This is a genomic window from Paenibacillus sp. 2TAB23, assembly GCF_052115165.1.
Classification (GTDB): Bacteria; Bacillota; Bacilli; order Paenibacillales; family Paenibacillaceae; genus Pristimantibacillus.
In genome coordinates, this window is sequence record NZ_JBFRGD010000007.1 from 131,134 (window position 1) to 155,396 (window position 24,263).

Below are 24,263 nucleotides of genomic sequence, written 5' to 3' on the forward strand. Positions count from 1 at the left end.
GCACATGCTGCGAGGAATTGCCGTATTCACGGGTAAAAAATTAATTCGTCTTATTCTGCTGTTGGCCACAGTGAGCATGATTACGTTTACTCTGGTCGCGATGTCGCCTATTGATCCGGTTCAATCCTATGTTGGCGCCGATGTGATGCGCGTCGGTGCGGAGCAGCGGGAAGCAATTGCCGCATACTGGGGACTCGACAAGCCGTTTGCCGAGCGATTCATGATGTGGGCAGGCGCGCTGCTTCGAGGCGATCTGGGAACCTCTATGATTTACCGCGAAGCTGTAACAAAGGTCATTGGAGAGCGGTTTATGCATTCGGTATGGCTGATGGCATTCGCATGGACCTTATCAGGAATCATCGGATTCACAGCAGGAGCAGCTGCTGCCGTGCGGAAGGGCTCCTGGATTGACCGCGTTATTACCGGCTATTGCTACACGCTTGCCTCAACGCCTGCTTTCTGGGTCGGACTACTGCTTATGATGATATTTGCCGTATGGCTGGGCTGGCTGCCGGTCGGCCTTGGCGTGCCGGCAGGGATGCTGGCCGGCAGCGTCACAATCTTCGATTACATCCGGCATATGATATTGCCGGGCATTACGTTAAGCATCGTTGGGATAGCACCTATCGCGCTTCATACTCGGCAGAAGCTCATTGAGGTGATGGACAGCGATTTTATATTATTCGCCAGAGCAAGAGGAGAACGGGGAGCGCGTCTTTTTTTCAGACATGCGCTGCGCAATATTGCGCTTCCCGCGATCACGCTTCAATTCGCTTCGTTTGGCGAATTGTTCGGGGGGGCTGTACTTGCGGAGCAGGTTTTTTCTTATCCAGGCTTAGGACAAGCAACGGTAGAAGCCGGCCTTCGAGGGGATGTGCCCTTGTTGATGGGGCTCGTGCTTTGCAGTACGCTATTTGTATTTACGGGGAATACGTTGGCGGATTACTTTTACCGTATCGTAGACCCAAGGCTTAGGCTGGAGAAGGGGGCTAGGCGATGAAGCAAGCTTCTACAGTTGCAACAACAAACGGAGCGAGCCGCTGGAATGAACGGCGCAGAGCCTTCGTTTCAACGATACTGGCAGCTATTCTTCTTGTTGGAATCGCAGCCTGCAGCTGGCTGCTTGGTTCTTCGGGTTTATCCGTCCAGCTTGAGAACCGCAACCTAGCGCCATCGATGACCCATTTGTTCGGCACCGATTGGCTGGGAAGGGACATGCTCTCCCGTACCGTGAAGGGCCTAGCCTTGAGTATAAAAGTCGGTTTGCTCGGCGCAGCCTGCAGCGTTGTCATCGCAGCGACGATGGGACTGATGTCTGCCACGCTTGGGCGCACTGTTGACCGCATTATCAGCTGGCTGATCGATGTATGCTTGAGCGTACCGCATCTCGTAATGCTCATTCTGATCGCTTTTGTATGCGGCGGCGGACTCAAAGGCATAGCGATCGGCATCATGCTGACTCATTGGCCCAGCTTAGCCAGAATCATTCGTGCGGAAGCCATGCAGTTGATGGCAGCGGAATATGTGCTCGTCGCGAGAAAGCTGGGGAGCTCCCGCTTTAAGGTTGCGACACGTCATTTGGCACCGCATTTGCTTCCGCAATTGCTGGTCGGGTTTCTTGTCCTATTCCCGCATGCGGTACTGCATGAAGCCGCGATCACCTTTCTTGGTCTCGGCATGTCGCCGCATCAGCCGGCTATCGGCATCATACTATCGGAATCCATGCGTTATTTGTCTACCGGCATGTGGTGGCTGGCTGTATTTCCCGGTTTAGGCCTGCTGCTGACTGTACGGGCATTTGATAAGCTCGGCAATCACCTGCGGCAGCTCTTGGACCCGAGGCATACGCATCTTTAGCATTTAGGTTTGGGATCAGTAGCGCCCATATGGAGAGGAAGAGGCTCGATGGCACTCTTAGAGGTAACGCAATTATCGATATCATTCCGGCAATATGCAAAAGGCAGCCGGCAGCAGGCGGTTACCGTCATGGAGAATCTGGACTTGGCCGTTAACGAAGGCGAGATCGTTGCTGTGGTAGGTGCAAGCGGTTCGGGGAAAAGCCTGCTCGCGCACGCGATCATGGGCATTCTTCCGGCTAATGCCGTTTATTCCGGAAGCATCCGATTTAACGGGGAGCTGCTGGATGAGTGCAAGCTCAGGGAGTACAGAGGCAATGAAATTGCGCTTGTCCCGCAATCGGTGACCTACTTGAATCCGCTTATGCGCGTTGGAAGCCAGCTTCAGACGAAGCTAGACGGCAAGGCACAGGTTAGCGAACGTAAAGGCCTATTCGCTCGATTGGGGCTAGGGGAGCATGTCAATCGGTTGTTTCCTTTCCAGCTCTCTGGCGGCATGGCACGCAAAGTGCTCGTATCAACGGCTGCCCACAGCCGCTCGCGGCTGATCATTGCGGATGAGCCGACGCCAGGCATGCATCCCGCGGACGTTGCGGAAGCGTTGAGGCACTTCAAGCAGCTGGCAGAGGAAGGCTGCGCGGTTCTGTTAATTACGCATGATATCGAAGCGGCCATTCAAATCGCGAATAGAATAGCGGTTATTTACGCGGGGGCGGTTGTAGAGGTTGCGCCAGCCAGTGATTTCCAGGGTGAAGGCGAGCAGCTGCGTCATCCTTACAGTCAAGCATTATGGCAGGCTTTGCCGAGCAACGGCTTTATCCCGATTGCAGGAAGTCAGCCCTCTAAGAGCGTGGAACTGCAAGGCTGTTTTTTCGCTGACCGCTGCATTTCGGCCGGTGATTCCTGCATGTCTATGCAGCCCGAGCCGCGCCAGCTAAGAGGCGGAACGGTGAGGTGCCTCCATGCGACTTGAAGGAAAAGGGATAGGCTGGCGCTACGGGAATGGGCCTTGGCTGTTCAGCGACTATGACATTGCGATACAGCCTGGCGAGTCGGTCGGATTGATAGGTCCAAGCGGCAGCGGCAAAACGTCGCTCGGAAGGCTGCTGTCCGGATATGAGAAGCCGATGACAGGCGAAGTGTGCGTTCCGGGACGCAGCCAGAAGCAAACAGGCTATGACCCGGTCCAGATGATATTCCAGCACCCGGAGCGCGCTGTTAACCCGAGATGGAGCATGGCCAGGACTTTAACAGAGGGCTGGTCGCCGGATGCTCCGCTGCTCGATGCGCTAGGCATTAAAAGCGAATGGCTGCGGCGGTATCCGAACGAATTATCAGGCGGCGAGCTGCAGCGCTGCTGTATAGCGAGGGCGCTTGGCCCGAGCACCAAGTTTCTAATTGCCGATGAAATGACGACGATGCTGGATGCGGTCACGCAGGCTCAAATTTGGCATACCGTGCTGGAGATTGCAAGCAGACGTCAAATCGGATTATTGGTCATCAGCCATGACCACGCGCTGGTGAACCGAATCTGTTCACGAATGCTACCGTTCGGCCAATGATTCATGCAACGAAATCCGCATATTTCCGAAATGCAGGTTAATCCTGCTTCTCCATCAGCCGGCGCAGCTTCGTTTCCGTTGAAGTTTCCGGTGCCGGCGTATATACGCTGCATCGCAAATCCGCGTTTCCCTGCACCTGGAACGAGGTGAGGTGAAACAGCATTTTCCCCGCTTTCGCATGGCGAAATTCGAGCAGCACATCCGGTGCGGAGCTGACCTGGCTTTGTTCCCATAAATATTGAAATTCCGGATGGCTGCTCTTCATTTCCTCAATAAACCGCTCATACCAATCATCCTGCACATATTGTCCGTAGTAAGCGCGAAAGATAGCTAGAAAGCCTCCGACAAAATGCTCCCAATTGCCTGCCAGCCTGCGCAGCTCTTTCCGCGTGAACAGCAGCCTGATCATATTGCGCTGCTCAGCCGGAATCGTTTCGAAGTCCATGAATACATGCGAGGCAGCCGCGTTCCAGCCGACAATCTGGCAGCGTCGATCAGAGATTATGGTTGGACAGAATCGCAGCTCTTGCAAGATATGCCTCAAGGAAGGCGTTATCTCTGAATGATCCTCATGCAAAGGAGGGGCAACATGGCTTGCCTCCATAGCTAGAGCATATAAATATTTTCGCTCATCGTCATTTAACTGCAGCGCGACTGCTACGCATTCAAGAACGGAGCTGGATACCTTAATCGCCCGGCCTTGCTCCAGCCAGGTATACCAGGTTGGGCTTACACCGGCCAGCTGAGCAACCTCCTCGCGCCGAAGGCCAGGCGTCCTACGTCGAGTGCCAGCAGGAAATCCGGCAGCCTCAGGCGATATTTTGGCACGCTTTGATTTTAAGAATGAAGATAATGCTTGCAGCCTTGTTTCTTGATTAATCATATCCGGCAACCCTTCCAGCCTGTTATAGTGGTACTCATTATACTATAATAAACGACAACTTGTAATAGGATAGCAGCTGTGACAAACTACTAACTATAAGGTAGTAACGAAGGAGGAAATAGCATGGGAAATAGCATGGAGCGTGTAGTCATAACAGGAATGGGTATTGTATCGCCTTTAGGGAACACCGTAGAACAATTCTGGAACGGGCTAGTGAACGGCATATCCGGAATATCCCGGATCGATGCTTTTGATACGAGTAAGCATAAATCAAAAATCGGCGGTGTCGTTCGTGATTTTGATGCGGAAGCGCTGTTCGGACGCAAGGATGCACGCCGAATAGACCGCTTCAGCCAGTTCGCTGTCGCGGCGGCAGAGCAGGCTTTGGCGGATGCGTCGCTCTCTATGGCGGATACGGACCGCGAGCGTGTAGGCGTATACGTAGGCTCCGGAATCGGCGGTATCCAAACGCTGCTGGATCAAGCGGCGGTATTGCATGATCGAGGACCTGACCGGGTTAGTCCTACTCTCGTTCCTATGATGATCGCGAACATGGCTGCGGCTATGATCAGCATCAGGTTCGGCACGCAGGGTCCATCCATGGCACCTGTGACCGCCTGTTCGATTGGCAATACGGCCATAGGCGAAGCTTGGAGGCTCATTCGCTCCGGCAGCGCTGACGTTGTTATTGCGGGCGGGTCAGAAGCCGCAATCACGGATATTTCGCTAGCCAGCTTCGGCAACGCGACCTCCGTCTCGACTCGGAATGAAGAGCCTAGTCAAGCTAGCCGGCCATTCGACGCGGGACGCGACGGATTCGTCATGGCGGAGGGGGCCGGCATTCTTATTCTGGAATCGTTATCCCATGCGCAGCGTAGAGGGGCTCGCATTCATGCCGAGGTCATTGGCTACGGAGCCAGCTCAGACGCTTACCATATGGTAGCCACTCACCCTGAAGGAATAGGTGCTTACCTAGCCATGAAAACAGCGCTGCGCGAAGCTGGGCTGGAGCCGCATCAGATTGATGTGATCAGCGCGCACGCAACGAGTACGGATATCGGTGACCGTTCCGAAACGGCAGCCATTAAGAAGCTGTTCGGCGAGCAAGCAAGTCGTATCCCGGTTACGGCGAATAAGTCGATGACCGGTCATATGCTTGGCGCAGCAGGCGGAGCAGAGGCGATTGCACTGGTGAAGAGCATGCAGGAGAGCATCATTCCACCGACGATCAATCAACAAGAATCCGATCCAACCTGTGATCTCGATTATGTGCCGAACAAGGCGCGCAAGGCGAGCATTGAGATCGGCATGTCCAATTCATTTGGCTTCGGCGGCCATAATGCCGTTATAATATTGAAGAAATATACAGCTGCAAAGGATTGATTTAAACGGGTCAAATGTTTACAATTGATAATGATTTTCAATTATTGCTGCCAAAAGCAGCGATGCAGCAGCTGAGAGGAGCGGTGCTGAAATGAGCACGCTTGATCATCATTATTGGTTGAAAGACGTTATTTTCGAAATAGGATACACCGGAAAAGGCATTCAAGCACCAAGCTGGGTTGACGGCTCTACGCCGTTAGCCCGGCATACTTTGCTTTATCTGGCAAAGGGTGCAGGCAAGCTGACGATCAACGGTCAGCCATGCAGCTTTGAAAGGGATTCTCTCTCTATATATCCTCCAGGCAAGTTCCTGTCGGTTGAGCTTGCAGTGGAGCCGGACAACGAGCTGTATGTCGTATCCTTTGATTGGTTTCGATTGACAGAGCAGACGGATGCCGGCAGGTCCTACAGGCGAGAGCTCAGCTTTCCGCTTGAAGGCAGACTGCAGCTGAGCGGAAGCCTGTTTAAGCGGTATATGTACCTGCTTGCAGCTGGAGAGGATCAGAGCAGAAGTCCGCTGCTCGCGCAGCAGCATTTGTCCGATTTGCTCCAAATTCTGCTTCGACATGCCGTGCCGGCCTCGGCTATTAATCTATCTGACCGCCTTAGATCAACGCTTGATTATATGCAAAACCATTATCGAGAGGAGATCAGAGTCGATAAGCTGGCTGAGCTGGCTAGGCTTCACCCCTCGTATTACTCGCAAATTTTCAAAAAAGCCATGGATAAAACGCCTGTTTCTTATCTGACCCATCTGCGAATGAACAAAGCGAAAGAGATGCTTCTCACGACGGACAAGCCTGTTAATGATATTGCAGCTGATGTGGGCTACGTGGATGAGTTTTATTTCAGCCGCCGCTTTAAGGAAACGAACGGCTATTCCCCGACTATATTTACGAAAAAACAAGATTTGAACATCATTTCTCTTTCTTCGCCCTACACCGATCATTTGTTTACGCTCGGTCTTGTTCCCTGCGCAGCGCAGGTGCATCGCTTCATGCCGCTCGTGACGAAGGTGCTTACACTGCCCAAGCATGAATCCGATCCATGGGAAACGAGCCGTCAAGCATTCAGTGATATGCAGCCTGATTTAATCGTGTGCAAGGACAACGTATTGGCCAAAGCGAAAGCCCATATTAACGATATTGCGCCAATTGTTCCCATTCCGTGGGCAAGCAAAGACATTTATACGCATCACTGTGAGATTGCCGAGCTTGTCGATAGGCGTCAAGAAGCGCTGCATTGGGTGGATGCCCACAATCGAAACGCGGACCGGATACGGAAAAAGGTGAAGGCATCGGTCGGTGAAGCCTCCGCTGCGATTTGTGTTGTCCGCAAAAACGATCTTAGAATGTACGGGACAAGAAATATTGGCCATGTGTTCTATCGATCTCTAGGGATGGCAATGCCGGATCGCATCGCGAACGACCAAGCCAAGCACCGGATCGGCACCGGATTTAACTGGATGTCCATCAAGCCGGATGAAATCACAGATTTCGAATCGGATTATATGTTCCTCGTATGCGAGACTATGCTTGATCATCAGCGAGTGCTGCATCTACTGGCGACCAATCCGAATTGGAAGAAGCATCCCGCTGTAAGGGGGCAGAAGCTTCGTTTTTTGGATTGGGAGAAGTGGATCGTGTATGCGCCACAAGGTATTGACCAACAATTAGAAGAAGCAGAGCGGCTGCTGCTCGTCTGACAGCTGCTCGCGGCGGCAATCTTGAAATTGTCCATGAGGGAATCTTGAATTATGTCATGTACGGACAAAGTGGGAAAGCTATAATAAAATAATGATAATGATTATCAGTATTATCGAACAAGGGAGGAGCACGAGAGGCTATCAGATGAAGATAAATCATGCACGTATAACAGGATTGTGGTTTGCAGCGGCTGCGGTCGTGCTTCTCCTATCGATAGGCGTAGCGGTTTCCTTCGGGGCGAAGGCGTTTAGCTTAGCTGTCGTATGGGGCTCCGTGTTCGCTTATGACCCAGACTTGACCGCTCATCAAATTATGCATGAGTACAGGCTTCCTCGCGTGCTTGGAGCCGCCGTGACAGGTATGGCATTTGCGGCAGCAGGTGCTCTGATGCAAGGCGTCACGCGCAATCCCTTGGCAGATACAGGCATACTTGGCGTAAACGCAGGCGCAGCTTTTGTAGTAGCGCTTTGCTTTGCCTTTTTGCCGGGCATCTCATATTGGGAGCTTATTCTCATGTCTTTCGCGGGTGCTGCGATCAGCACGCTGCTAATCGTTCTTCTCGGAACAGCCACGCAAGGTGGGCTTCATTCGATTCGATTAACGATAGCCGGTGCCGTCATTGCAGCTATTCTTCATTCCTTCAGCAGCGGCATTGCGATTTATTACGAGCTGAGCCAGGACCTTGCTTTCTGGTATGCAGGCGGCGTCGCTGGCGTGAAATGGGAGCACTTGAAGCTGCTCGCCCCAATTGTACTGGTCGTCATAGCTGGTGCGTCGGTTATGGGCAGATCGATATCATTTCTGTCGCTTGGCGATGAAACGGCAGCAAGTCTTGGCGTACATACGAAAACAGTGAAGGTGCTGGGCATGACGGCTGCGGTTATGCTTGCAGGGTCCTCTGTGGCGGTAGCTGGCTCAATCGGTTTTGTCGGCCTTGTGGTGCCGCACATCGCTAGACGGATTGTAGGCGTGGACTACCGGAAGCTCATTCCTTTCTCTGCTTTATTAGGCGGGATATTGCTCATCTGGGCGGATTACGCCTCCCGCATGGTAAATCCTCCACGTGAATTTGCGATCGGCGCAATGGTGGCGTTGGTAGGCGTGCCGTTTTTCCTTTATTTAGCCCGGCAAGAAAGGCGGGAGCTTTAATATGGCAAGCGTGGAGCAGAAAAGAACAGCAAAGGCAATCGTTGTCGCGGCTGTTCTATTGGCAGGAGCAGCTGCCGTTGTCATCGTAAGCTTAAATACGGGAACGATTAGGCTGCCAGCTGAAGCGATATGGCGGACGCTTCTTGGCGGGGGGACCACGGACGAGAAGCTGGTACTATTCGAATACAGGCTTCCCCGTATCGTTGTGACCGTGCTTGCAGGTATCGGACTGGGCATTTCAGGCGCGGTATTGCAGGGGGTGTCACGCAATTCTTTAGCCGATCCCGGTATTATCGGCATCAATGCGGGTGCTGCACTGGGATTGATTTTGTATGTTTCTTTTTTCAGAAGCATGGAAGGTCCGACTGCGCTGCTCATTCCGTTGTTTACGTTTGCTGGCGGGATTCTGATCGCAGTATTGATCTTCGTGCTTGCCTTTGACCGATTCAAAGGGTTAATACCGATCCGCCTGCTGCTGGTCGGCATCGCAGTTGAGGCTGGCGTCAGCGCCTTTACGTTATTTCTGTCGCTTCGGCTTGACGAGGACACGTACGCTTTTGCGGCAAGATGGCTTGCTGGCAGCGTATGGGGAAGGGAGTGGGTGAACGTGCTGGCGCTGCTCCCTTGGATTGCCTTGCTTGTACCCGTTATTTATATGCGCTCCCGCACGCTCGATTTATTCGCGCTGGGAGATGAGACAGCTATGGGAGTAGGCAGCCCTGTTGGGCGAAGCCGCTTGGCGCTGACGATCTTTGCTGTAGCGTTAGCTTGCGCAAGCGTATCGATGGCCGGCGGGATTGGCTTTATCGGATTGATTGCACCTCATATTGCGAGGCGGCTGGCTGGACCTCAGCATCGTCATTTTTTGCCGATCGCGGGGCTTATCGGGCTTGTCGTTCTAGTCGCGGCGGATACGGTAGGCAGATCCCTGTTTCAGCCGAATGCCATTCCGGCAGGGGTTGTCGTGGCGGCAATTGGAGGACCTTATTTCTTGTATTTGCTCTTGCAGTCCAAACCAAACTCTCGGAGGAATCGTTAACATGAATAGAAAATGGCTGGCTTTGTTTATTTCACTTCTTGTATTCGTTGTTTTATCCGCATGCGGAGATAAGGCCCCATCCAATCAGCAGGCAGCGGAACAGAATGCTCCATCTCAGGCACCGACCGAGTCGGCAGCTTCAGACGAGGGAACGGCAGCCCATGATGCAAATGCCAGAATCGCATCGATGTCGATCCATATTACGAATAATTTGCTCGCGCTCGGCATTAAACCCGCAGGCTCGGTTGTCGGCGGAGATGTAAAGGACTTTCTTCCGCATGTTGCGGACCAGCTGCAGGGTGTTGCTAAGCTGGGCGTCGTAACGGATCCTGACATGGAATCCGTACTAGCGCTGAAGCCGGACGTTATTTATTTGGACGAGGTTTACTCCGGCGATAATCAAGCAAAGTTCGAGAAGATCGCACCAACAATAAGCATCGATATGGATCAGGGGACCTGGCGTGACCATTTGAACCGAATTGCTCAGCATATCGGCAAAGAGAAGGAAGCGGAAGCATTCATCAAGGAGTACGCCGATCAAGCAGAGCATGTCAAAGCCTTAATCCATACGGAGCTAGGGCAAGATGCGAAAGTAATGGCTATTCGCATGACGGCGAAGGAGCTGCGGGTGATGGGGATGAAACGTCCCTTAGGACCTATTCTATTCGAGGACCTTGCTCTTAAACCGGCAGCTGGCGTGGAGAAAATAACAGAAGAGCCTTACGCAGTTATTTCACAAGAGGTGCTGCCTGATTTCGACGCGGATGCCATCTTTGTCATTATTAGCAAAGGCAGCGAGGCGAAAGCCAGATTCGACGAGCTTGCTACAAATACAGTGTGGCAAAATCTGAAAGCCGTGAAAAATAACCATGTTTATGTGCTAGACGGACAGAAATGGCTGGATTACTCCTCTATTGGGCATCGAATGGCTTTGGATGATGCTGAAAAATTATTCGCGAAGTAAAGCCTGTTTTGAAATGGACTGCTGCTTGGGGGAGGAAGCTCCCCGGGCTGCGGTCCATTTTTGTTATCAGCGTTTCATAGAAGGCGGGCAGGGGTAAAAGGTACGTAACCTATTTTGAATAATGATACGTAAGGCAGAGGGAAAAGAGGAAGCAGGGCGCTAGAGCCGCCTATATAAAAAGAGAAGAAGGTGTGCGTATGGCTAGGCATAACCGGTTCATCCGTTGGTGTATTACTATTATTTTAATGTTAATCATCATTTATTTGGGATCGCGCGTTGATTTTATTTTCAAGCCAATCCTCTCGTTATTCAGCATGATTATTATCCCGCTTATGCTCGCGGGTTTTTTCTATTATTTGCTTAGGCCGCTTGTGAACCTCATGGAGCGACGAAAGGTGAACCGCACGATGGCGATTTTGTTCATTTATTTGGCTTTCGCCCTAATTATGGTCGGCTTCAGCATCGGCGTATGGCCTTCGCTCCGAACGCAGCTTGTCAATTTAGTTGAGAATGCGCCAAGCTTATTCACGGCCTTGAGCGAGCAGGTCTCAGAGCTTGAGCATAACGGCTTCATTTCGTCGTTTTTGCCCGAAAATTCGAATCCGCTATCCAAACTTACCGAGTATTTGAATCGGGGATTTACGCTTTTGACTGATTATTTGTCAGGCATGCTGACGTTCTTTTCGAATTTTGCAATTGTGTTGATTACGTTTCCTATCCTCCTGTTCTATATGCTGAAGGAGGGAGGGAAATTCGGCGAGCAAATCGTTCGATTTATTCCCAAACGGTTTCGCCGTGATGGCTCAGAAGTCATGGAGGATATCGATCATATGCTCAGCAGCTTCATCGTAGGCCGTGTCATCGTAAACGTAGCGCTCGGCATTCTGATGTATGTCGGCTTCCTGTTTATTGATCTGCCCTATGCCTTATTGCTAACGGTTGTTGCCGTAATATTGAACTTTATCCCGTTTATCGGGTCATTTCTTTCTTCTGTTCCCATCGTTATTATCGGCTTCATTGAGTCGCCGTCGATCGCGATCTGGTCGATTGTCATCATCACGGTTGCCCAGCAGATACAAGACAATTTAGTGGCTCCCTACGTATTTGGCAAGCAGCTCGATATTCATCCGCTTACCACCATAATATTAGTGCTTGTCGGCGGGGATATTGCAGGCATTTTAGGAATTTTGCTTATTATTCCGATTTATATGATCTTAAAGATCGTGTACCGCAAAGTATATGCTCTGTTTTTTAAGGAGCAATGGGAAAATGCCTGACATAAAGATGACATAAAGGATGCTTAATGGCTCTTCATTTGATATAATGACCACGGCTGAGGCTAATTTACCGAAAGTACGGTGGCTTTTAGAATATGGGGATAACTGGGTTGCAAGGAAGACGAGTCGTCATTGCCGGGTCGCGGAAAACGGATGAGATGAGCTTGATCATAGAGAAGCAGGGCGGGATGGCGCTTACGCGTTCCTTGCAGGGATTAACGATGTTTGAGGAGGAGCAGCTGGAGGAACCGCTGCGGAAATTTGCAGCGGAAGGTGCCGACTGGGTCATTCTGACGACGGGGTTGGGATCGGACAGCTTAATGGGCGCCGCAGATCGGCTTGGGATCGGCGAAGAGGTAAAGGAGCGGCTGTCGCAGGCAAGAATTGCGACTAGAGGGTACAAAACCTCTGCTTTCATGAAGCGGGCTGGTCTTAAAGCGACTGTCAGCGATGATGACGGAACGATGCAGGGGCTCATGGAAAACTTATCGGCTTACGGCTTTGAAGGGCAGCGCGTATGGATTCAGCTGCATGGAGAAGCAGCGCCTGAGCTGGTTCGCTTTCTTGAGGAAAGAGGCGCGGCCCAGGTGGTTTCCGTTCTGCCCTATCGGCATGTCCCGCCGGAGCCTGAAACATTAGCTTTATTAATGGGAGAGCTCACGGAAGCAGCTGTGGATACCATTTGTTTCACCACGGCTGTACAGGTCCATTACTTGTTCAGGCATGCGATTCAGGCTGGAAATCAAGCTCAGCTGCTGGAGATCTTCGATAAGCATGTTGTCGCCGCAGCGGTCGGCAAGGTAACCGCTGAAGCACTTTCTGAATACGGTGTGAAACGAATGGTCGTCCCAGATATCGAAAGAATGGGCGCACTCATTATCGCGATCGTACGGTATTATGAAATGCATGATGGTGCAACGCCTTAGACCTTGCCTCATTTTGGATATGAAAGACGATGACAGCTTTTCCTTTGTGCAGAAGGAGAGGCTTTTTTGCGCGTATGGACTTTTCATTTAACAGAAGTAACCGGATGCGATTTCATTTAAGCGTCTTAGGACAGCAAATCATCTCGTAACGGATGAAACCAATCCTTTCACCCAGAAATGCCGGTAACCGGCCTTTTGGTTGAAAGGATTTTTTGATGCTCACTCCATGCCCTTCATCACGCCATGGTCGAGCTTGTTTCTATAGGCGCGCGGCGAGCAGCCGAGCTTCTTCTTGAAGGCTTTGGAGAAATGCGACGCATTCGCGAAGCCGCAATACTCCGCAATTAGATCGAGCTTATGGTCGGTTCCCGCTAGCAGCTCGCTGGCTTTATCGAGTCTTAATCCCAGTAAATATTGATGAGGTGTCACACTGAACAGGCGATGGAAAACAACGTTGAAATGGGAGTCGGAATAACCGGCATGCTGCGCCATTTCGGATACGGTAACGGTGCTGGATATATGCGAGACTAAGAAGGATTTCATCTTGGCAGCGAATTGCTGATCCTCGAACCGGGCAGAGCTTGATTCCTCGTAGTCGGAGATAAGAAGGACGAGAAGCTCTGTCGCCAGCTTCTGAGTGAGCAGCATGCTTTGGATGTCATTATGCTTGAAATGGCCAATCATGCGGTAGAGCAGCTCCTTAAACTGCTGGGGCTGCTTAGGCGCTAGCTTAACGGGAAGCTGGAGCGAAGGAAAGTCGTTCAAACGCGGTTGAAGCAGCTCCATATAAGAAGCTAGGCTCGTTTGGCCAGGTGTAGTAACGAAGCTTTGTTCCCTTAATGGGCTGTAGAAGAAGTCGAGGTGCGCATTCGGCACCAAGCATCTGCCGATTCCTTTTGTCGTAAACAGTTGGCCAGGCTGAATGAGCGCGAAATCGCCAGGCAAAAGCTCATATTCCGTACCTTCTACTGTAAGCAGGTAACGCCCCTCTTCGAGAAATAAAAACAAGTAATCAAGCAGCCGGCGCTCTCCTTGGAAAAAATCGCTCTGCTCAAAGCGGTAGCATAGCCGGATAAAAGGCAGGACCGGGTGATCGGTCCAACTGTTCGATGGTTGTTCCAAGCAAGCATCCTCCTAAACACCAATGAGGTGTGTACATTCATGGTTTTTGACATCATACATCATCGTTTTGAACATGATTAGCTAATCATATAAGGCTATCATATGAAATAGCAAGAATAGCAGCCGAAGATTATGACATGTATATGATGGAGGTAGGAAAATGACCGCGAACGTTCCAAGGAAGATGAGAATACCGCAATTTCTGGGCAATGGATTAATAGGCTATAAAGAGGTGGCCGTTCCGGATCCCGGTGTTGGCGAGCTGCTGATCGAAGTTAAAGCGAACGCATTGTGCGGGTCTGAGCGAGGTCAGTTTAGCGACGGCTCGGCCTTCACGCCAGGACATGAGGCGGCCGGCATCGTTGCCGCAGCAGGAGCAGGAACGAACTGCGCGGTAGGTACGCCAGGCGTTGTCTATTTGATGGACTACTGCGGACAATGCCGCAGCTGCAAACAGGGATACACGAATCAATGCTTGAGCAAGAAAGGGGATTATGGATTCAATCGGGATGGCGGGTATGCGCCGTACATGCTGGTCAGCGAAAGTGTATTTTTCCCGATTGATTCGGATATTCCGCTGACGGAGGCTACCATGCTGTTAGACATTATGGGGACGGGCGGACATGCCATTAGAAGGGCGCAGCTTATGCGCGACGATATCGATTCGATTGTCGTCGCAGGCGCCGGGCCGATCGGTCTGGCGGTGCTGTCCATGGCGAAGCTGCTGTTTGGCATTGATTTGCCTGTGTTTGTGACCGATTATACCGATTATCGTTTGGAGCTTGCCCGCCGAATGGGAGCAGTCCCGGTTCATTTGGGAGAGGTGACGCTGGAGCGCGTCTTGGCGGATGCGGGTTTATCGGGAGTGGATGCGGCATTTGATACGAGCGGCAAGACGGCTGCGCGCCAAACCGCATTGCATGCGCTGAATGCGCGCGGCGTGCTCGTATGCATTGGCCACGGGCAAGAGCTTACTTTGCAGGTGTCTTCCGATCTTATCGCAACGGAGAGAGCGGTTCTCGGCAGCGAATATTTCTCTTTCGGTGAGCTCGCGGACAATTCCCGGCTGTTAGCTGAAAATCTGTTTTATTTGAAGCAGATCATTACGCATCGGTTCGGTCCGGAGTCGCTGCAAGCGGCTTTCGAGCTTTTTTTCCAAGGCGAAACGGGCAAGGTGGTCATCGAGCAATGAGTATAAGGAAGCAAACGAAAATCGCGCTAATTGGTGCGGGCGGCTGGGGGTACCACCACGCACGGATCTTTCAAGGTCGTCAGGAAGTTGATTTCTGTGCCATAGTCGGCCGTGACGAAAGCAAGACAACAGCGCGGGCAGCGGAGTTCGGAACGAGGGCTTATACAGACATCGCGAGCATGCTGGAGCGGGAAAACCCTGATATGGTCAGCCTCTGTCTGCCTAACCAAGGACATTTTGACGCGACGCTTCAAATCATTCAAGCTGGAGTGCCTTTGTTAGTGGAGAAGCCGCTCGTGTTCGGAATCAAGGAAGCGGAGACGCTGCTGGAAGCGGCAGAGAAAAAAGGTTTGTTTTTCGCGATTAATTTCAATCACCGTTATGCGGTTCCCGTTCAGCAGGCAAAAGCAGCGATTGATGCGGGAAGGCTTGGCGACCTTGTGTTTGCAGCTTGGCGTTTCGGCGGAGAAGGGGATGGTGGTCACCCTCATGCGAATCTGATTGAAACGCAGTGCCATGGGTTTGATACGCTGGAGTATTTATGCGGACCGATCCGATCGGTAATGGCGCAAATGACGAATAAAATGGGGAATGGTTTCTCTACGCTGGCGTTAGCGCTGGAGTTCGAGTCCGGTGCCGTGGGAACGCTGCTGGGCTCCTATGATTCCTCATACGCATATGCAGGCACGCATGTGCTTGAGCTGAACGGCTCATTAGGCAGAGCGACGATTGAGGACACCGTGAAGCGATACACGTTCCAGCAAGCCGGGAATGAGACTGCGGAGGTTTGGCAGGCTGGGTATTTCAACGACGCCGATCGTCAATTCCATCTGACCTTCGACAAGCATTTCGACCATTTGCTCCAAGCCTTTCAAGCAGGGGCTGCGCCGCCTGTTCATGCCTCGGCAGGATTTAGGGCGCTCCGGCTTGCGTATGCAGCCATAGAATCGTTCGAGTCGGGCAAGCGGATCAGCACAAGATAAGCTTGTATGCCATCATCGAAATAGGGACATTAATCAACATCGATATCACGATACATTCTAATCAATGTATAGGAGCATATGCCAAAAACGAGATTAAGCCTGCCGCGCAGAAGCTTAATCTCGTTTTGCTGAACTCGGCTATGGATGAAGCGTAGTTTATGAAAGCATGCTGTCCAAATGCGCGAGAGGCCGGATAAGATTATGCTTCATTAGCCGCGATGCTTCGACTGCATCGCGAGCCGCTAGTGCGTTGATGATTGCTTCATGATCATCGGCTGCAGCTTGAGATTCCCAGTTCGGCCGTTTGAAGAAGATGTATTTGTATCTTCTAATATGCATTTGCAGCGAGGAGCAGAAGGTTAGAATGTGCTGATTGTTCGCAACATGAAGAATCGTTTCGTGAAACTCCTCGTCGTATTCCATCGCCTCATAGAGCTGCTCCTTATTTACGCTATCGCTGAAGCTCGCATTAATGGAACGAAGCTGCTCGATATTTTCCTGTTGGATGAGTTCGCATGCCAGCTCGGCGGCCAACGCCTGCAGCACCGTTAACGGTGCGTAAAGCTTTATAATATCTTCCTTTTCAAGTGTCGTAACGCGAGTTTCTTTGCCTGGAAACGTCTGAATCAAGCCTTGTACCTCAAGCAGCTGGAAGGCTTCTCTAATCGGAGTGCGGCTGACGCCAAGCGCTTCGGAAAGCTCGGAGTCAATCAGCTTCTCGCCTGGCTGAAGCGTGCCGTCAATAATCCATTTTTGCAGCTGGCCGAGCGTACGTTCCTTGGCGGAGAGTCTAACCGGTGATGAATAGTCTGTTGGAATAGGCAACGGAGGCCCTCCTTATAGTGGAATGTTGCCATAAACCTTGATGTTAGTACCATGCAACCATATATAATATATCGCAGGGTGGATGGTATAGGCAAACGAAAAGCAGCAGAGGTGCAAATCTTGTATTGCTATTCTATCTAGATCGAAATATAATATGCGATATATCACATATCGTATATTGATAGAAGACGATGAAGGAGAAGTGACACCATGTCAAGCAATCAAACCGCATTAGCAGCGCCTCCGTCCGCGATGAAGACGGTTTACCCCTTATTGTTCGCGATTAGCTTCGTTCATCTCGTTAATGATTCGATCCAATCGGTCGTTCCTGCATTATTTCCGATCTTGAAGGATTCGCTGTCACTTAGCTTTGCGCAAATCGGGTTAATTTCCTTGATGATCAACCTGACGGCAGCGTTGCTGCAGCCGGTGATTGGAATCTTATCGGATTCGCATCCGAAGCCGATGCTTCTGCCAATCGGCATGCTGTTTACGCTTGGAGGGGTAGCTGCTCTATCGTACGCAAGCCAATTTTGGGTGGTATTGGCAGCAGTTATGTTCATTGGCGTGGGCTCAGCGGTATTTCATCCTGCTTCTGCCCGTGTGTCTTATTTGGCCTCCGGCACGAAAAAAGGGACTGGTCAATCGATTTTTCAATTAGGCGGCAATATAGGCCAATCCTTAGCCCCTATCATGACGGCGGTATTATTCGTCCATACCGGTCAGAAGGGAGTGGTCTGGTTCGCCTTAGTCGTAACCATCGGCATCTTGATTCAGTTCAATGTGGCGAAGTGGTATGGGAAGCAGCTCGCTCTTATGCCAGCAAGAAGCACGGCACGAGCAGTGAAACCGGTCTCGCGGATGAATGTATCGATGGGACAGGTCATATTCGCGATAACGATTTTAATGATTTTGGTATTTTCCAAAAACGTGTATATTGCGGCAATCAGCAGCTATTATTCCTTTTATGCCATTAGTCATTTTGGATTATCGCTCACCGGGGCACAAATCGTTTTGTTTGTTTTTCTAGCAGCCAATGTGATTGGTTTGCTTTTAGGGGGAATGCTTGCTGATAAGTTCAGCCGCCGCAGCTTGATCTGGTTTTCGATATTGGGTACGGCACCGTTCGCACTGCTCTTGCCTTACGTTAATTTGACCTTTTCGATTATTTTAATCTTTTTTGCCGGCCTCATATTAGCTTCTGCTTTTTCGGTTATCTTGGTTTATGCGAATGAGCTGCTGCCAGGCAGAGTCGGCCTTGTCTCCGGTGTGTTTTTCGGAATGGCATTCGGACTTGCCGGCATTGGATCGGCGATACTAGGCCATTTGGCGGATTCGATGGGAATCGAGTTTGTCATTCGCTGCACGTCCTATTTACCGTTGCTCGGAATGCTTACCATTCTGCTTCCTTCCGACCGAAAGGGCTCGGCAAGCCGATAAGCTCTTCATAATTTCTATAACCGGACAATTTCCACGTTGTCCCCGCCCACATACAATAATGGTGTAGAGCCTATTTGGTGCAGGGAGGGGATTAGCGCTGTGAGTAAGCGGACTTTAATGGTCGTGTCGCTTGTCATTTACGTATTGCTAGCCGTCTTGTTCGTGGTCTTATCCATCATTCATTAAACACATAACCAAGCAAGGGCTGCCTCTGCAGTAGTTAGATCTACTGGAGGCAGCCCTTGCTTATGGGTTCGGTTATGCTTGACGTATAGAAAAGTTTAAGCGTTTGCTCATCCTTTCTCTATACGTTTCGCCGAAACGTTGGCGTCTTTAGAATGTAAGCCGTCAGGCGTTTCTTCTTTGACGAGCAGATCTGGGGAAAGCTTCATTTTTCGATAATCCTTCGGCACGACGCCTTTCGTTTCGCGGAAGATGCGTGAAAAGGTTTTGTAGGAGCCATAGCCGACCTCAAGCGCAATCTCAGCAACGCTCATATCGGTGGAAACGAGCAGGCTGCACGCGTGTCTTAGGCGCAAATCATGCAGAAAGTGAACAAAGGTCTGCCCTGTAGTATGCTTGATGACCTCGCTTATTCTTGAGACGCTGAGGGCAAATTGGCTTGCAAGGTCGGATAAGGCGAGCTCCTCCTGATAATGGCGATGAATGTAGTGGATAATGGGCCAGATCGATGCGCTCGACCGAGACGTCAGCTTGGTCACATCCGCTACAGGTGACGACTTTCTTCGGTACCGGTCGAAGCAGATTAATATTTCTTTGAGCTTTGCCTGCAGCATGGTTCTGCGCCAAGGCTCCTTGCCTTTGTACTCAACGTACATTTCTTCAATCAGGCGGGTCATCCTTTCATTGTCCTCGCCGCTCAACTGAACAAAAGGCGGCCAGCCATTCTGGTCGTTAAGGCCGAGCAAGCCATCCTCTTGACCGGGCTCCATAAGGAGATCCATGCTGAACATACAGTTGTAGAGAACGAGTGTGCTGCCCGGCTCCGTAAACAACTCGTGCACCTGATAGGGTAATACGAAGGTGAACGTCCCAGGCAGCATTTGATGCCGCGCGTCGTTAATGGATTCAGAGCCTCTGCCGTCCACGACATATGAGAATTCCAAAAAATCATGGCGATGCGGCCGAAAGCCATGATAAAGGCGATTCAAGCTGATGTGGAGCGGCGATGAGGTGTTCATATTTGGATACGTTTTCAAATAATCGGGTATATAGGTCATGAATGATTGGATTCCTCCGAAAAACTGAGACTTTTACCGAAAAACAAGCACGATTTCTCATCTCGTTTATTCTAACATAAATACAGGGATCAAGCGCTCGCAATTCAACGAAAGGTTGCGAAACGCTGCTTTGCTTTTCACTAAAATCGCAGGAGGAATTCCAATGACGACTGGAAATAAAATAAGAATCGGATTGATCGGCGCGGGAAATATCGGCAACGTGCATGCAAGCGAGTTTTCAAAGCTAGGTGAGGAGTGCGTGATTACGGCGGTGACGGACTTTGATTTGTCCCGGGCGGAGAAAGCTGCAAAGCAGTACGGGATCGAACATGTAATCGCTTCAAATGAAGAGCTAATCAATCGAACGGATATTGATGCCATTATCATTGGCGTGCCGAATCAATTTCATGCTCCGCTTGCTGTCCAGGCGTTGGCGGCTGGAAAGCATGTGCTTCTGGAAAAACCGATGGGTATCAACAGCGAGGCTGCACGTGAAATAATGAAAGCAAGCAATGCTTCCGACCGCGTATTGATGGTTGCTCATCAAATGCGCTGGGAATCCGTTGCCATGCAAATCAAAGAGCAAATCGACCGCGGCGAGCTTGGGAAAATATATTCGGCCAAAACAGGTTGGTTCCGCCGCAAAGGCATTCCTGGCTGGGGAACTTGGTTCACGCAAATGGATCAGTCGGGCGGCGGACCGCTTATCGATATTGGCGTACACATGCTTGATCTTGCGTTATACTTAATGGGCAATCCAAAGCCAGTATCGGTTTACGGTTCTACTTATGCTGAGTTCGGACCAAAACGCAAAGGGATCGGTACTTGGGGAACGCCTGATTGGGACGGCACTTATGATGTAGAAGATCTGGCAACGGCATTGATCAAAATGGAAGACGGCAGCACGTTATCGCTTGAAGTGAGCTGGGCTGTGCATATGGATACGGACAACTCGCCGTTCATCCATGTAATGGGCTCGGAAGGCGGAGCGAGCTACCGCGGCTCCGAAGGCAAGCTGCTCACGGAAAAATTCGATCGTCCGATTGAAAGCACGCTTAGCAGAGCGGAAAACGACGAGGGAGAACGTGCCCGCCTTAGCAGACACTTCCTGGCATGCATCCGTGATGGCAAGCAGCCGATTACATCGGTATTATCCGGATTTACGAACAACCTTGTGCTGGATGCCATCTATGAATCCTCACGCACGGGCAATGAGGTTAAGCTGAATTGGAACTTGAACGAATAGTAGACGAAACGAGGAGGCTTTCAAATGCTGAGAGGATTAACAGGAGCAGGGCTTGGCCGTATCGAAAGCGATGAGCGCTTGATTGAGCTTGCTGGCGCTAACGGCTTCCAAGCGGTAGACATTGACGCATATTCGCTTATCGAGCGTCACGGCTTGGAGAAAGCACGCGAGCTGCTGGCAAGCAATGGCGTAGTGATTGGCTCGTTCGGATTGCCAGTAGAGTGGAGAACGACGGAAGAAGCATTTCTGGAAGGCTTGGAGAAGCTCGCAAGATCAGCCGCAGCTGCTGCTGCACTGGGCTGTACAAGCTGCTGCACGTATATTTTACCGTCAACGGACTTGAAGGCGGCGCGCTACATGGCACTTGCGACTCGCAGGCTGCGTACTTGTGCCCAAATTCTTGGCGCATACGGTATCCGGCTTGGTCTTGAATTCGTCGGGCCGCATCATCTGCGTACACGCTGGGCTAATCCTTTCATATGGACGCTGGAGGAGACGCTGGAATGGATCGACGCAATCGGCGAGAGCAACGTCGGATTGCTGTTCGACGCCTACCACTGGTATACAAATGAGCTTGCAACATCGGATATCGAAGCGCTGCGCCCTGATCAAATCGTACATGTGCATATCAATGACGCTCCTAATGTTCCGGTTGGGGAAGCGCTAGATAATGGCCGCATTTACCCAGGCGAAGGTGTTATCGATTTGGAAGGCTTTCTTCGCGCGCTGGCGAAAATCGGATACAAAGGTGCCGTTTCACAGGAGATTTTGACGGCTGAAGCGCCAAACGAAACGCCGGAGGAGCTTGTGAAGCGCTCCAAGGCCGGATTCGACAAGGTGTTCGGCGCTGCAGGGCTATAACGAATAGCGACAATTGGCAGCGAGCCGGAAAGGGGCCGTCCCATCAGTCATGAAAATGACGATGGGACGGCTTTTTTGCGCATAATCTCACGTAAGCGCTAATTTCCATATGAATTTTTATGAAATCTAATGGGTACTGTACGAGAGGTGCTATCCGTTATGATGAATAATATCCTTTTCTATATCAAGTGAGATTAGATGAGATCATAGGAGACCAACAATATGAGCGATAGATTAGAGCAGGAACAAACTTGGAAGCTTTGGTATAAGCAGTCCGCCCTCAGATGGGAAGAGGCGCTGCCAGTCGGCAATGGCCGACTAGGCGGCATGGTATTCGGAGACGTACAGCAGGAGAGGGTACAGCTAAATGAAGATACGCTGTGGTCAGGCTTTCCGCGCGATACAAACAATTACGAAGCGTTGCGCTATCTAAAGCGATCAAGAGAATTGATCAAGGAGAAACGTTTCGTTGAAGCGGAACAGCTTATCGAATCCCGCATGCTGGGAACGAATACGGAGTCTTACCAGCCGATGGGCGACTGGTTCATAGAGCAGCGTTTCGCGCTGCCTGATGCTCAGCCTGTGGCCTACATCCGCGAGCTGGACATCGATGCGGGTGTGGCCGGCGTTCGGTTCCAAATCGGACAAACACAGTATAAACGAGAGCTGTTTGCAAGCACGCCTGACCAGATTATTTGCATGAAATATGAGGCAGTGGGCGAGCAAAGATTGGAGCTGACAGCATCGCTGCAAGCTCCCGTACCGTTTACTCTCACCACCACTGGCGGGAGCGCTATTATGATGCATGGCCGCTGTCCGAGCCATGTGGCGGACAATTATTTGGGCGACCATCCCACGGCGGTACAGTACGAGGACAACCGGGGCATTCAATTCCAGACGAAGCTTCAGGTTGTTATCGAGGGCGGCAAGGCATTCGTCACAGAAGACAACAAGCTGGTCATAGAGGGAGCACGGTCTGCTGTATTCCTTCTTAGCGCAGCGACCAGCTTTAAGCGCTTCGACCGGCAGCCGTCAAAAAGCGAAGGCGAACTAGCCGTGCAGAATGATCGCGTGCTCGCGGCTGCGTTGTCGCTTGGATATGAACGCCTTCGTGAACGGCATGTAAATGACCATCGCAGGCTGTTTCAGCGCGTACAAATCGATTTAGGACGAACGACGAACGCGAAGCTGCCTACTGACCTGCGTCTTGAGGCGTATAAGCAAGGCGAACAGGATCCGCAGCTTGAAGCGTTGTATTTTCAATATGGCCGTTATTTGCTAATGGCAAGCTCACGCCCGGGTACGCAGCCTGCCAATCTGCAGGGCATATGGAATGATCGCGTGCAACCGCCTTGGAACAGCGACTATACGACCAATATCAATACGCAAATGAATTATTGGCCTGCTGAGCTAGGCAATCTGAGTGAATGTCATGAGCCGCTATTGCAAATGATCGAGGACCTTAGTGAGACGGGAGCGCGAACGGCTGCGATACACTATAACAGCGCGGGCTGGGTTGCCCATCATAATGTTGATATATGGCGGACGGCAACGCCGACAGCCGGCCATCCAAGCTGGGCTTTCTGGCCAATGGGCGGCGTCTGGCTTACTCAGCATCTTTGGGAGCATTACTTGTACAACCCGGATTTGACTTTTTTGCGCGATAAGGTTTTCCCGATTATGAAGGGCGCAGCTTTATTTTGCTTGGACTGGCTGCAGGAAAACGAGCAAGGCATGTTAATGACCGTGCCGTCAACCTCGCCAGAGAACAAATTTTTGACTAAGGAGGGCGAGGCAAGCAGCGTTGCTGAATCGTCAGCCATGGATATTACATTAATTGGTGAGCTGTTCGACCATTGCATTAGCGCGGCTGGCTTGCTTCAGCAGGATGAGTCATTTGCCCAGCGGATCGCTGCAGCTATGCTTAAGCTGCCGAAGCTGCAGGTTAATGCGAACGGATTATTGCAGGAATGGCATGAAAGCTTCGAGGAGCATGAGCCGGGACATCGCCATGTTTCCCATCTCTACGGCTTATATCCAGGTACATCGATTAACCATGAGGCATCGCCCGTGCTTGTTGAGGCTAGCCGTCGTTCACTCGAGGCCCGGATTCAAAACGGAGGCGGACATACGGGCTGGAGCTGTGCATGGCTGATTAATCTTTACGCTAGGCTGACGGACGGTGAAGCCTCTTACCGTTTTATTCATACGCTATTGGCGCGTTCGACCCATCCGAATCTGTTCGATGATCATCCGCCGTTCCAGATCGACGGCAACTTTGGCGGTACGGCTGGCATTGCTGAGCTCCTGCTGCAAAGCCATTTGGACCGAATTGTCCTACTGCCGGCATTGCCGGCAGCTTGGCCGAGTGGTTCCGTGCAAGGCCTTAAAGCAAGAGGCGGTTTTGTCGTTGATATGGCATGGAAGGATCGCAAGCTGACTTCAGCCCGCATTCATTCTACTCATGGCAGCGTATGCCGTGTGCAAGCTGGCTGCAGCGTTACGATACAAAATTCGGATGGCCATTTTATAGACGGATCGAAGCCTTTTCATACAAGTAAAAAAGAATGGTACAGCATCATGCCTGTACAAACAGAAGGAGTGTAAT

The 24,263-nt window shown here is 51.2% G+C and carries 21 protein-coding genes; 17 read left to right on the forward strand and 4 right to left on the reverse strand.

What is annotated here, in order from left to right; all coding sequences use genetic code 11:
• Positions 1-4 precede the first annotated feature (4 nt).
• Genes AB4Z29_RS12620 through AB4Z29_RS12635 form a run of 4 tightly spaced genes read left to right on the forward strand, consistent with a single transcriptional unit; the run spans position 5 to position 3,418 of the window.
• Complete coding sequence (locus tag AB4Z29_RS12620) at positions 5-1,000, forward strand: ABC transporter permease (RefSeq protein WP_441943407.1); 996 nt, start codon at positions 5-7, stop codon at positions 998-1,000.
• On the forward strand, positions 997-1,857 hold the full coding sequence (locus tag AB4Z29_RS12625; RefSeq protein ID WP_441943408.1) for an ABC transporter permease: 861 nt from the start codon (positions 997-999) through the stop codon (positions 1,855-1,857). Before AB4Z29_RS12620 ends, AB4Z29_RS12625 begins: the two co-directional genes overlap by 4 nt.
• 48 nt (positions 1,858-1,905) lie before the next feature.
• On the forward strand, positions 1,906-2,829 hold the full coding sequence (locus AB4Z29_RS12630) for an oligopeptide/dipeptide ABC transporter ATP-binding protein (RefSeq protein WP_441943409.1): 924 nt from the start codon (positions 1,906-1,908) through the stop codon (positions 2,827-2,829).
• Positions 2,819-3,418: an ABC transporter ATP-binding protein gene (locus tag AB4Z29_RS12635; protein ID WP_441943410.1), complete on the forward strand. Its 600-nt coding sequence runs from the start codon at positions 2,819-2,821 to the stop codon at positions 3,416-3,418. The genes AB4Z29_RS12630 and AB4Z29_RS12635 overlap by 11 nt, the downstream gene beginning before the upstream one ends.
• A 37-nt stretch (positions 3,419-3,455) precedes the next feature.
• Here the strand turns inward: AB4Z29_RS12635 and AB4Z29_RS12640 are convergent, their stop codons facing one another.
• A complete protein-coding gene (locus AB4Z29_RS12640; protein WP_441943535.1) occupies positions 3,456-4,298 on the reverse strand; it encodes a helix-turn-helix transcriptional regulator in 843 nt (280 codons plus the stop codon).
• A 138-nt stretch (positions 4,299-4,436) separates the two neighbouring features.
• On the opposite strand from AB4Z29_RS12640, the gene fabF reads away from it, so the two are divergent.
• The 7 genes from fabF (at position 4,437) to AB4Z29_RS12675 (ending at position 12,745) form a co-directional block, all read left to right on the forward strand.
• Positions 4,437-5,684 (forward strand): beta-ketoacyl-ACP synthase II, encoded by a 1,248-nt coding sequence (fabF, locus tag AB4Z29_RS12645; protein WP_441943536.1) that lies wholly within the window; start codon positions 4,437-4,439, stop codon positions 5,682-5,684.
• A gap of 91 nt (positions 5,685-5,775) precedes the next feature.
• Entirely contained in the window at positions 5,776-7,389 is a 1,614-nt protein-coding gene (locus tag AB4Z29_RS12650) for a helix-turn-helix domain-containing protein (protein ID WP_441943411.1), read from the forward strand.
• Positions 7,390-7,534: 145 nt separating this feature from the next.
• Complete coding sequence (locus AB4Z29_RS12655) at positions 7,535-8,539, forward strand: FecCD family ABC transporter permease (RefSeq protein WP_441943412.1); 1,005 nt, start codon at positions 7,535-7,537, stop codon at positions 8,537-8,539.
• A 1-nt stretch (position 8,540) separates the two neighbouring features.
• Entirely contained in the window at positions 8,541-9,578 is a 1,038-nt protein-coding gene (locus AB4Z29_RS12660; RefSeq protein ID WP_441943413.1) for a FecCD family ABC transporter permease, read from the forward strand.
• Position 9,579: 1 nt separating this feature from the next.
• Positions 9,580-10,542: an ABC transporter substrate-binding protein gene (locus tag AB4Z29_RS12665; protein WP_441943414.1), complete on the forward strand. Its 963-nt coding sequence runs from the start codon at positions 9,580-9,582 to the stop codon at positions 10,540-10,542.
• Between the two features lie 197 nt (positions 10,543-10,739).
• Positions 10,740-11,819: an AI-2E family transporter gene (locus tag AB4Z29_RS12670; RefSeq protein WP_441943415.1), complete on the forward strand. Its 1,080-nt coding sequence runs from the start codon at positions 10,740-10,742 to the stop codon at positions 11,817-11,819.
• 95 nt (positions 11,820-11,914) lie between these two features.
• Entirely contained in the window at positions 11,915-12,745 is an 831-nt protein-coding gene (locus AB4Z29_RS12675; protein WP_441943416.1) for a uroporphyrinogen-III synthase, read from the forward strand.
• Positions 12,746-12,964: 219 nt separating this feature from the next.
• On the opposite strand, the gene AB4Z29_RS12680 is transcribed toward AB4Z29_RS12675, so the two are convergent.
• Positions 12,965-13,867, reverse strand: coding sequence for a helix-turn-helix domain-containing protein (locus tag AB4Z29_RS12680; RefSeq protein WP_441943417.1), 903 nt, complete (start codon positions 13,865-13,867; stop codon positions 12,965-12,967).
• Between the two features lie 160 nt (positions 13,868-14,027).
• Between AB4Z29_RS12680 and AB4Z29_RS12685 the strand changes: the two genes are divergently transcribed.
• Positions 14,028-15,059: an alcohol dehydrogenase catalytic domain-containing protein gene (locus tag AB4Z29_RS12685; protein WP_441943418.1), complete on the forward strand. Its 1,032-nt coding sequence runs from the start codon at positions 14,028-14,030 to the stop codon at positions 15,057-15,059.
• A complete protein-coding gene (locus AB4Z29_RS12690) occupies positions 15,056-16,042 on the forward strand; it encodes a Gfo/Idh/MocA family protein (protein ID WP_441943419.1) in 987 nt (328 codons plus the stop codon). The genes AB4Z29_RS12685 and AB4Z29_RS12690 overlap by 4 nt, the downstream gene beginning before the upstream one ends.
• Positions 16,043-16,198: 156 nt before the next feature.
• Here AB4Z29_RS12690 and AB4Z29_RS12695 read toward each other — a convergent pair whose 3' ends face one another.
• Entirely contained in the window at positions 16,199-16,867 is a 669-nt protein-coding gene (locus tag AB4Z29_RS12695; protein ID WP_441943420.1) for a GntR family transcriptional regulator, read from the reverse strand.
• A 210-nt stretch (positions 16,868-17,077) separates the two neighbouring features.
• Here AB4Z29_RS12695 and AB4Z29_RS12700 point away from each other — a divergent pair, with 210 nt between their 5' ends.
• Positions 17,078-18,307, forward strand: a complete 1,230-nt coding sequence (locus tag AB4Z29_RS12700; protein ID WP_441943421.1) for an MFS transporter — start codon at positions 17,078-17,080, stop codon at positions 18,305-18,307.
• Positions 18,308-18,600: 293 nt separating this feature from the next.
• Here AB4Z29_RS12700 and AB4Z29_RS12705 read toward each other — a convergent pair whose 3' ends face one another.
• Entirely contained in the window at positions 18,601-19,548 is a 948-nt protein-coding gene (locus AB4Z29_RS12705) for a helix-turn-helix domain-containing protein (RefSeq protein ID WP_441943422.1), read from the reverse strand.
• Positions 19,549-19,711: 163 nt separating this feature from the next.
• Between AB4Z29_RS12705 and AB4Z29_RS12710 the strand changes: the two genes are divergently transcribed.
• The 3 genes from AB4Z29_RS12710 to AB4Z29_RS12720 all read left to right on the forward strand — a co-directional run bounded on the left by AB4Z29_RS12710 (position 19,712) and on the right by AB4Z29_RS12720 (position 24,262).
• Positions 19,712-20,794 carry a Gfo/Idh/MocA family protein gene (locus AB4Z29_RS12710; RefSeq protein WP_441943423.1) on the forward strand — a complete coding sequence of 361 codons (1,083 nt, stop codon included), beginning with the start codon at positions 19,712-19,714 and terminating at the stop codon, positions 20,792-20,794.
• Positions 20,795-20,818: 24 nt separating this feature from the next.
• Complete coding sequence (locus AB4Z29_RS12715) at positions 20,819-21,655, forward strand: sugar phosphate isomerase/epimerase family protein (RefSeq protein WP_441943424.1); 837 nt, start codon at positions 20,819-20,821, stop codon at positions 21,653-21,655.
• A gap of 222 nt (positions 21,656-21,877) precedes the next feature.
• Positions 21,878-24,262, forward strand: a complete 2,385-nt coding sequence (locus AB4Z29_RS12720; protein WP_441943425.1) for a glycoside hydrolase family 95 protein — start codon at positions 21,878-21,880, stop codon at positions 24,260-24,262.
• The last annotated feature ends 1 nt before the right edge of the window (position 24,263 follow it).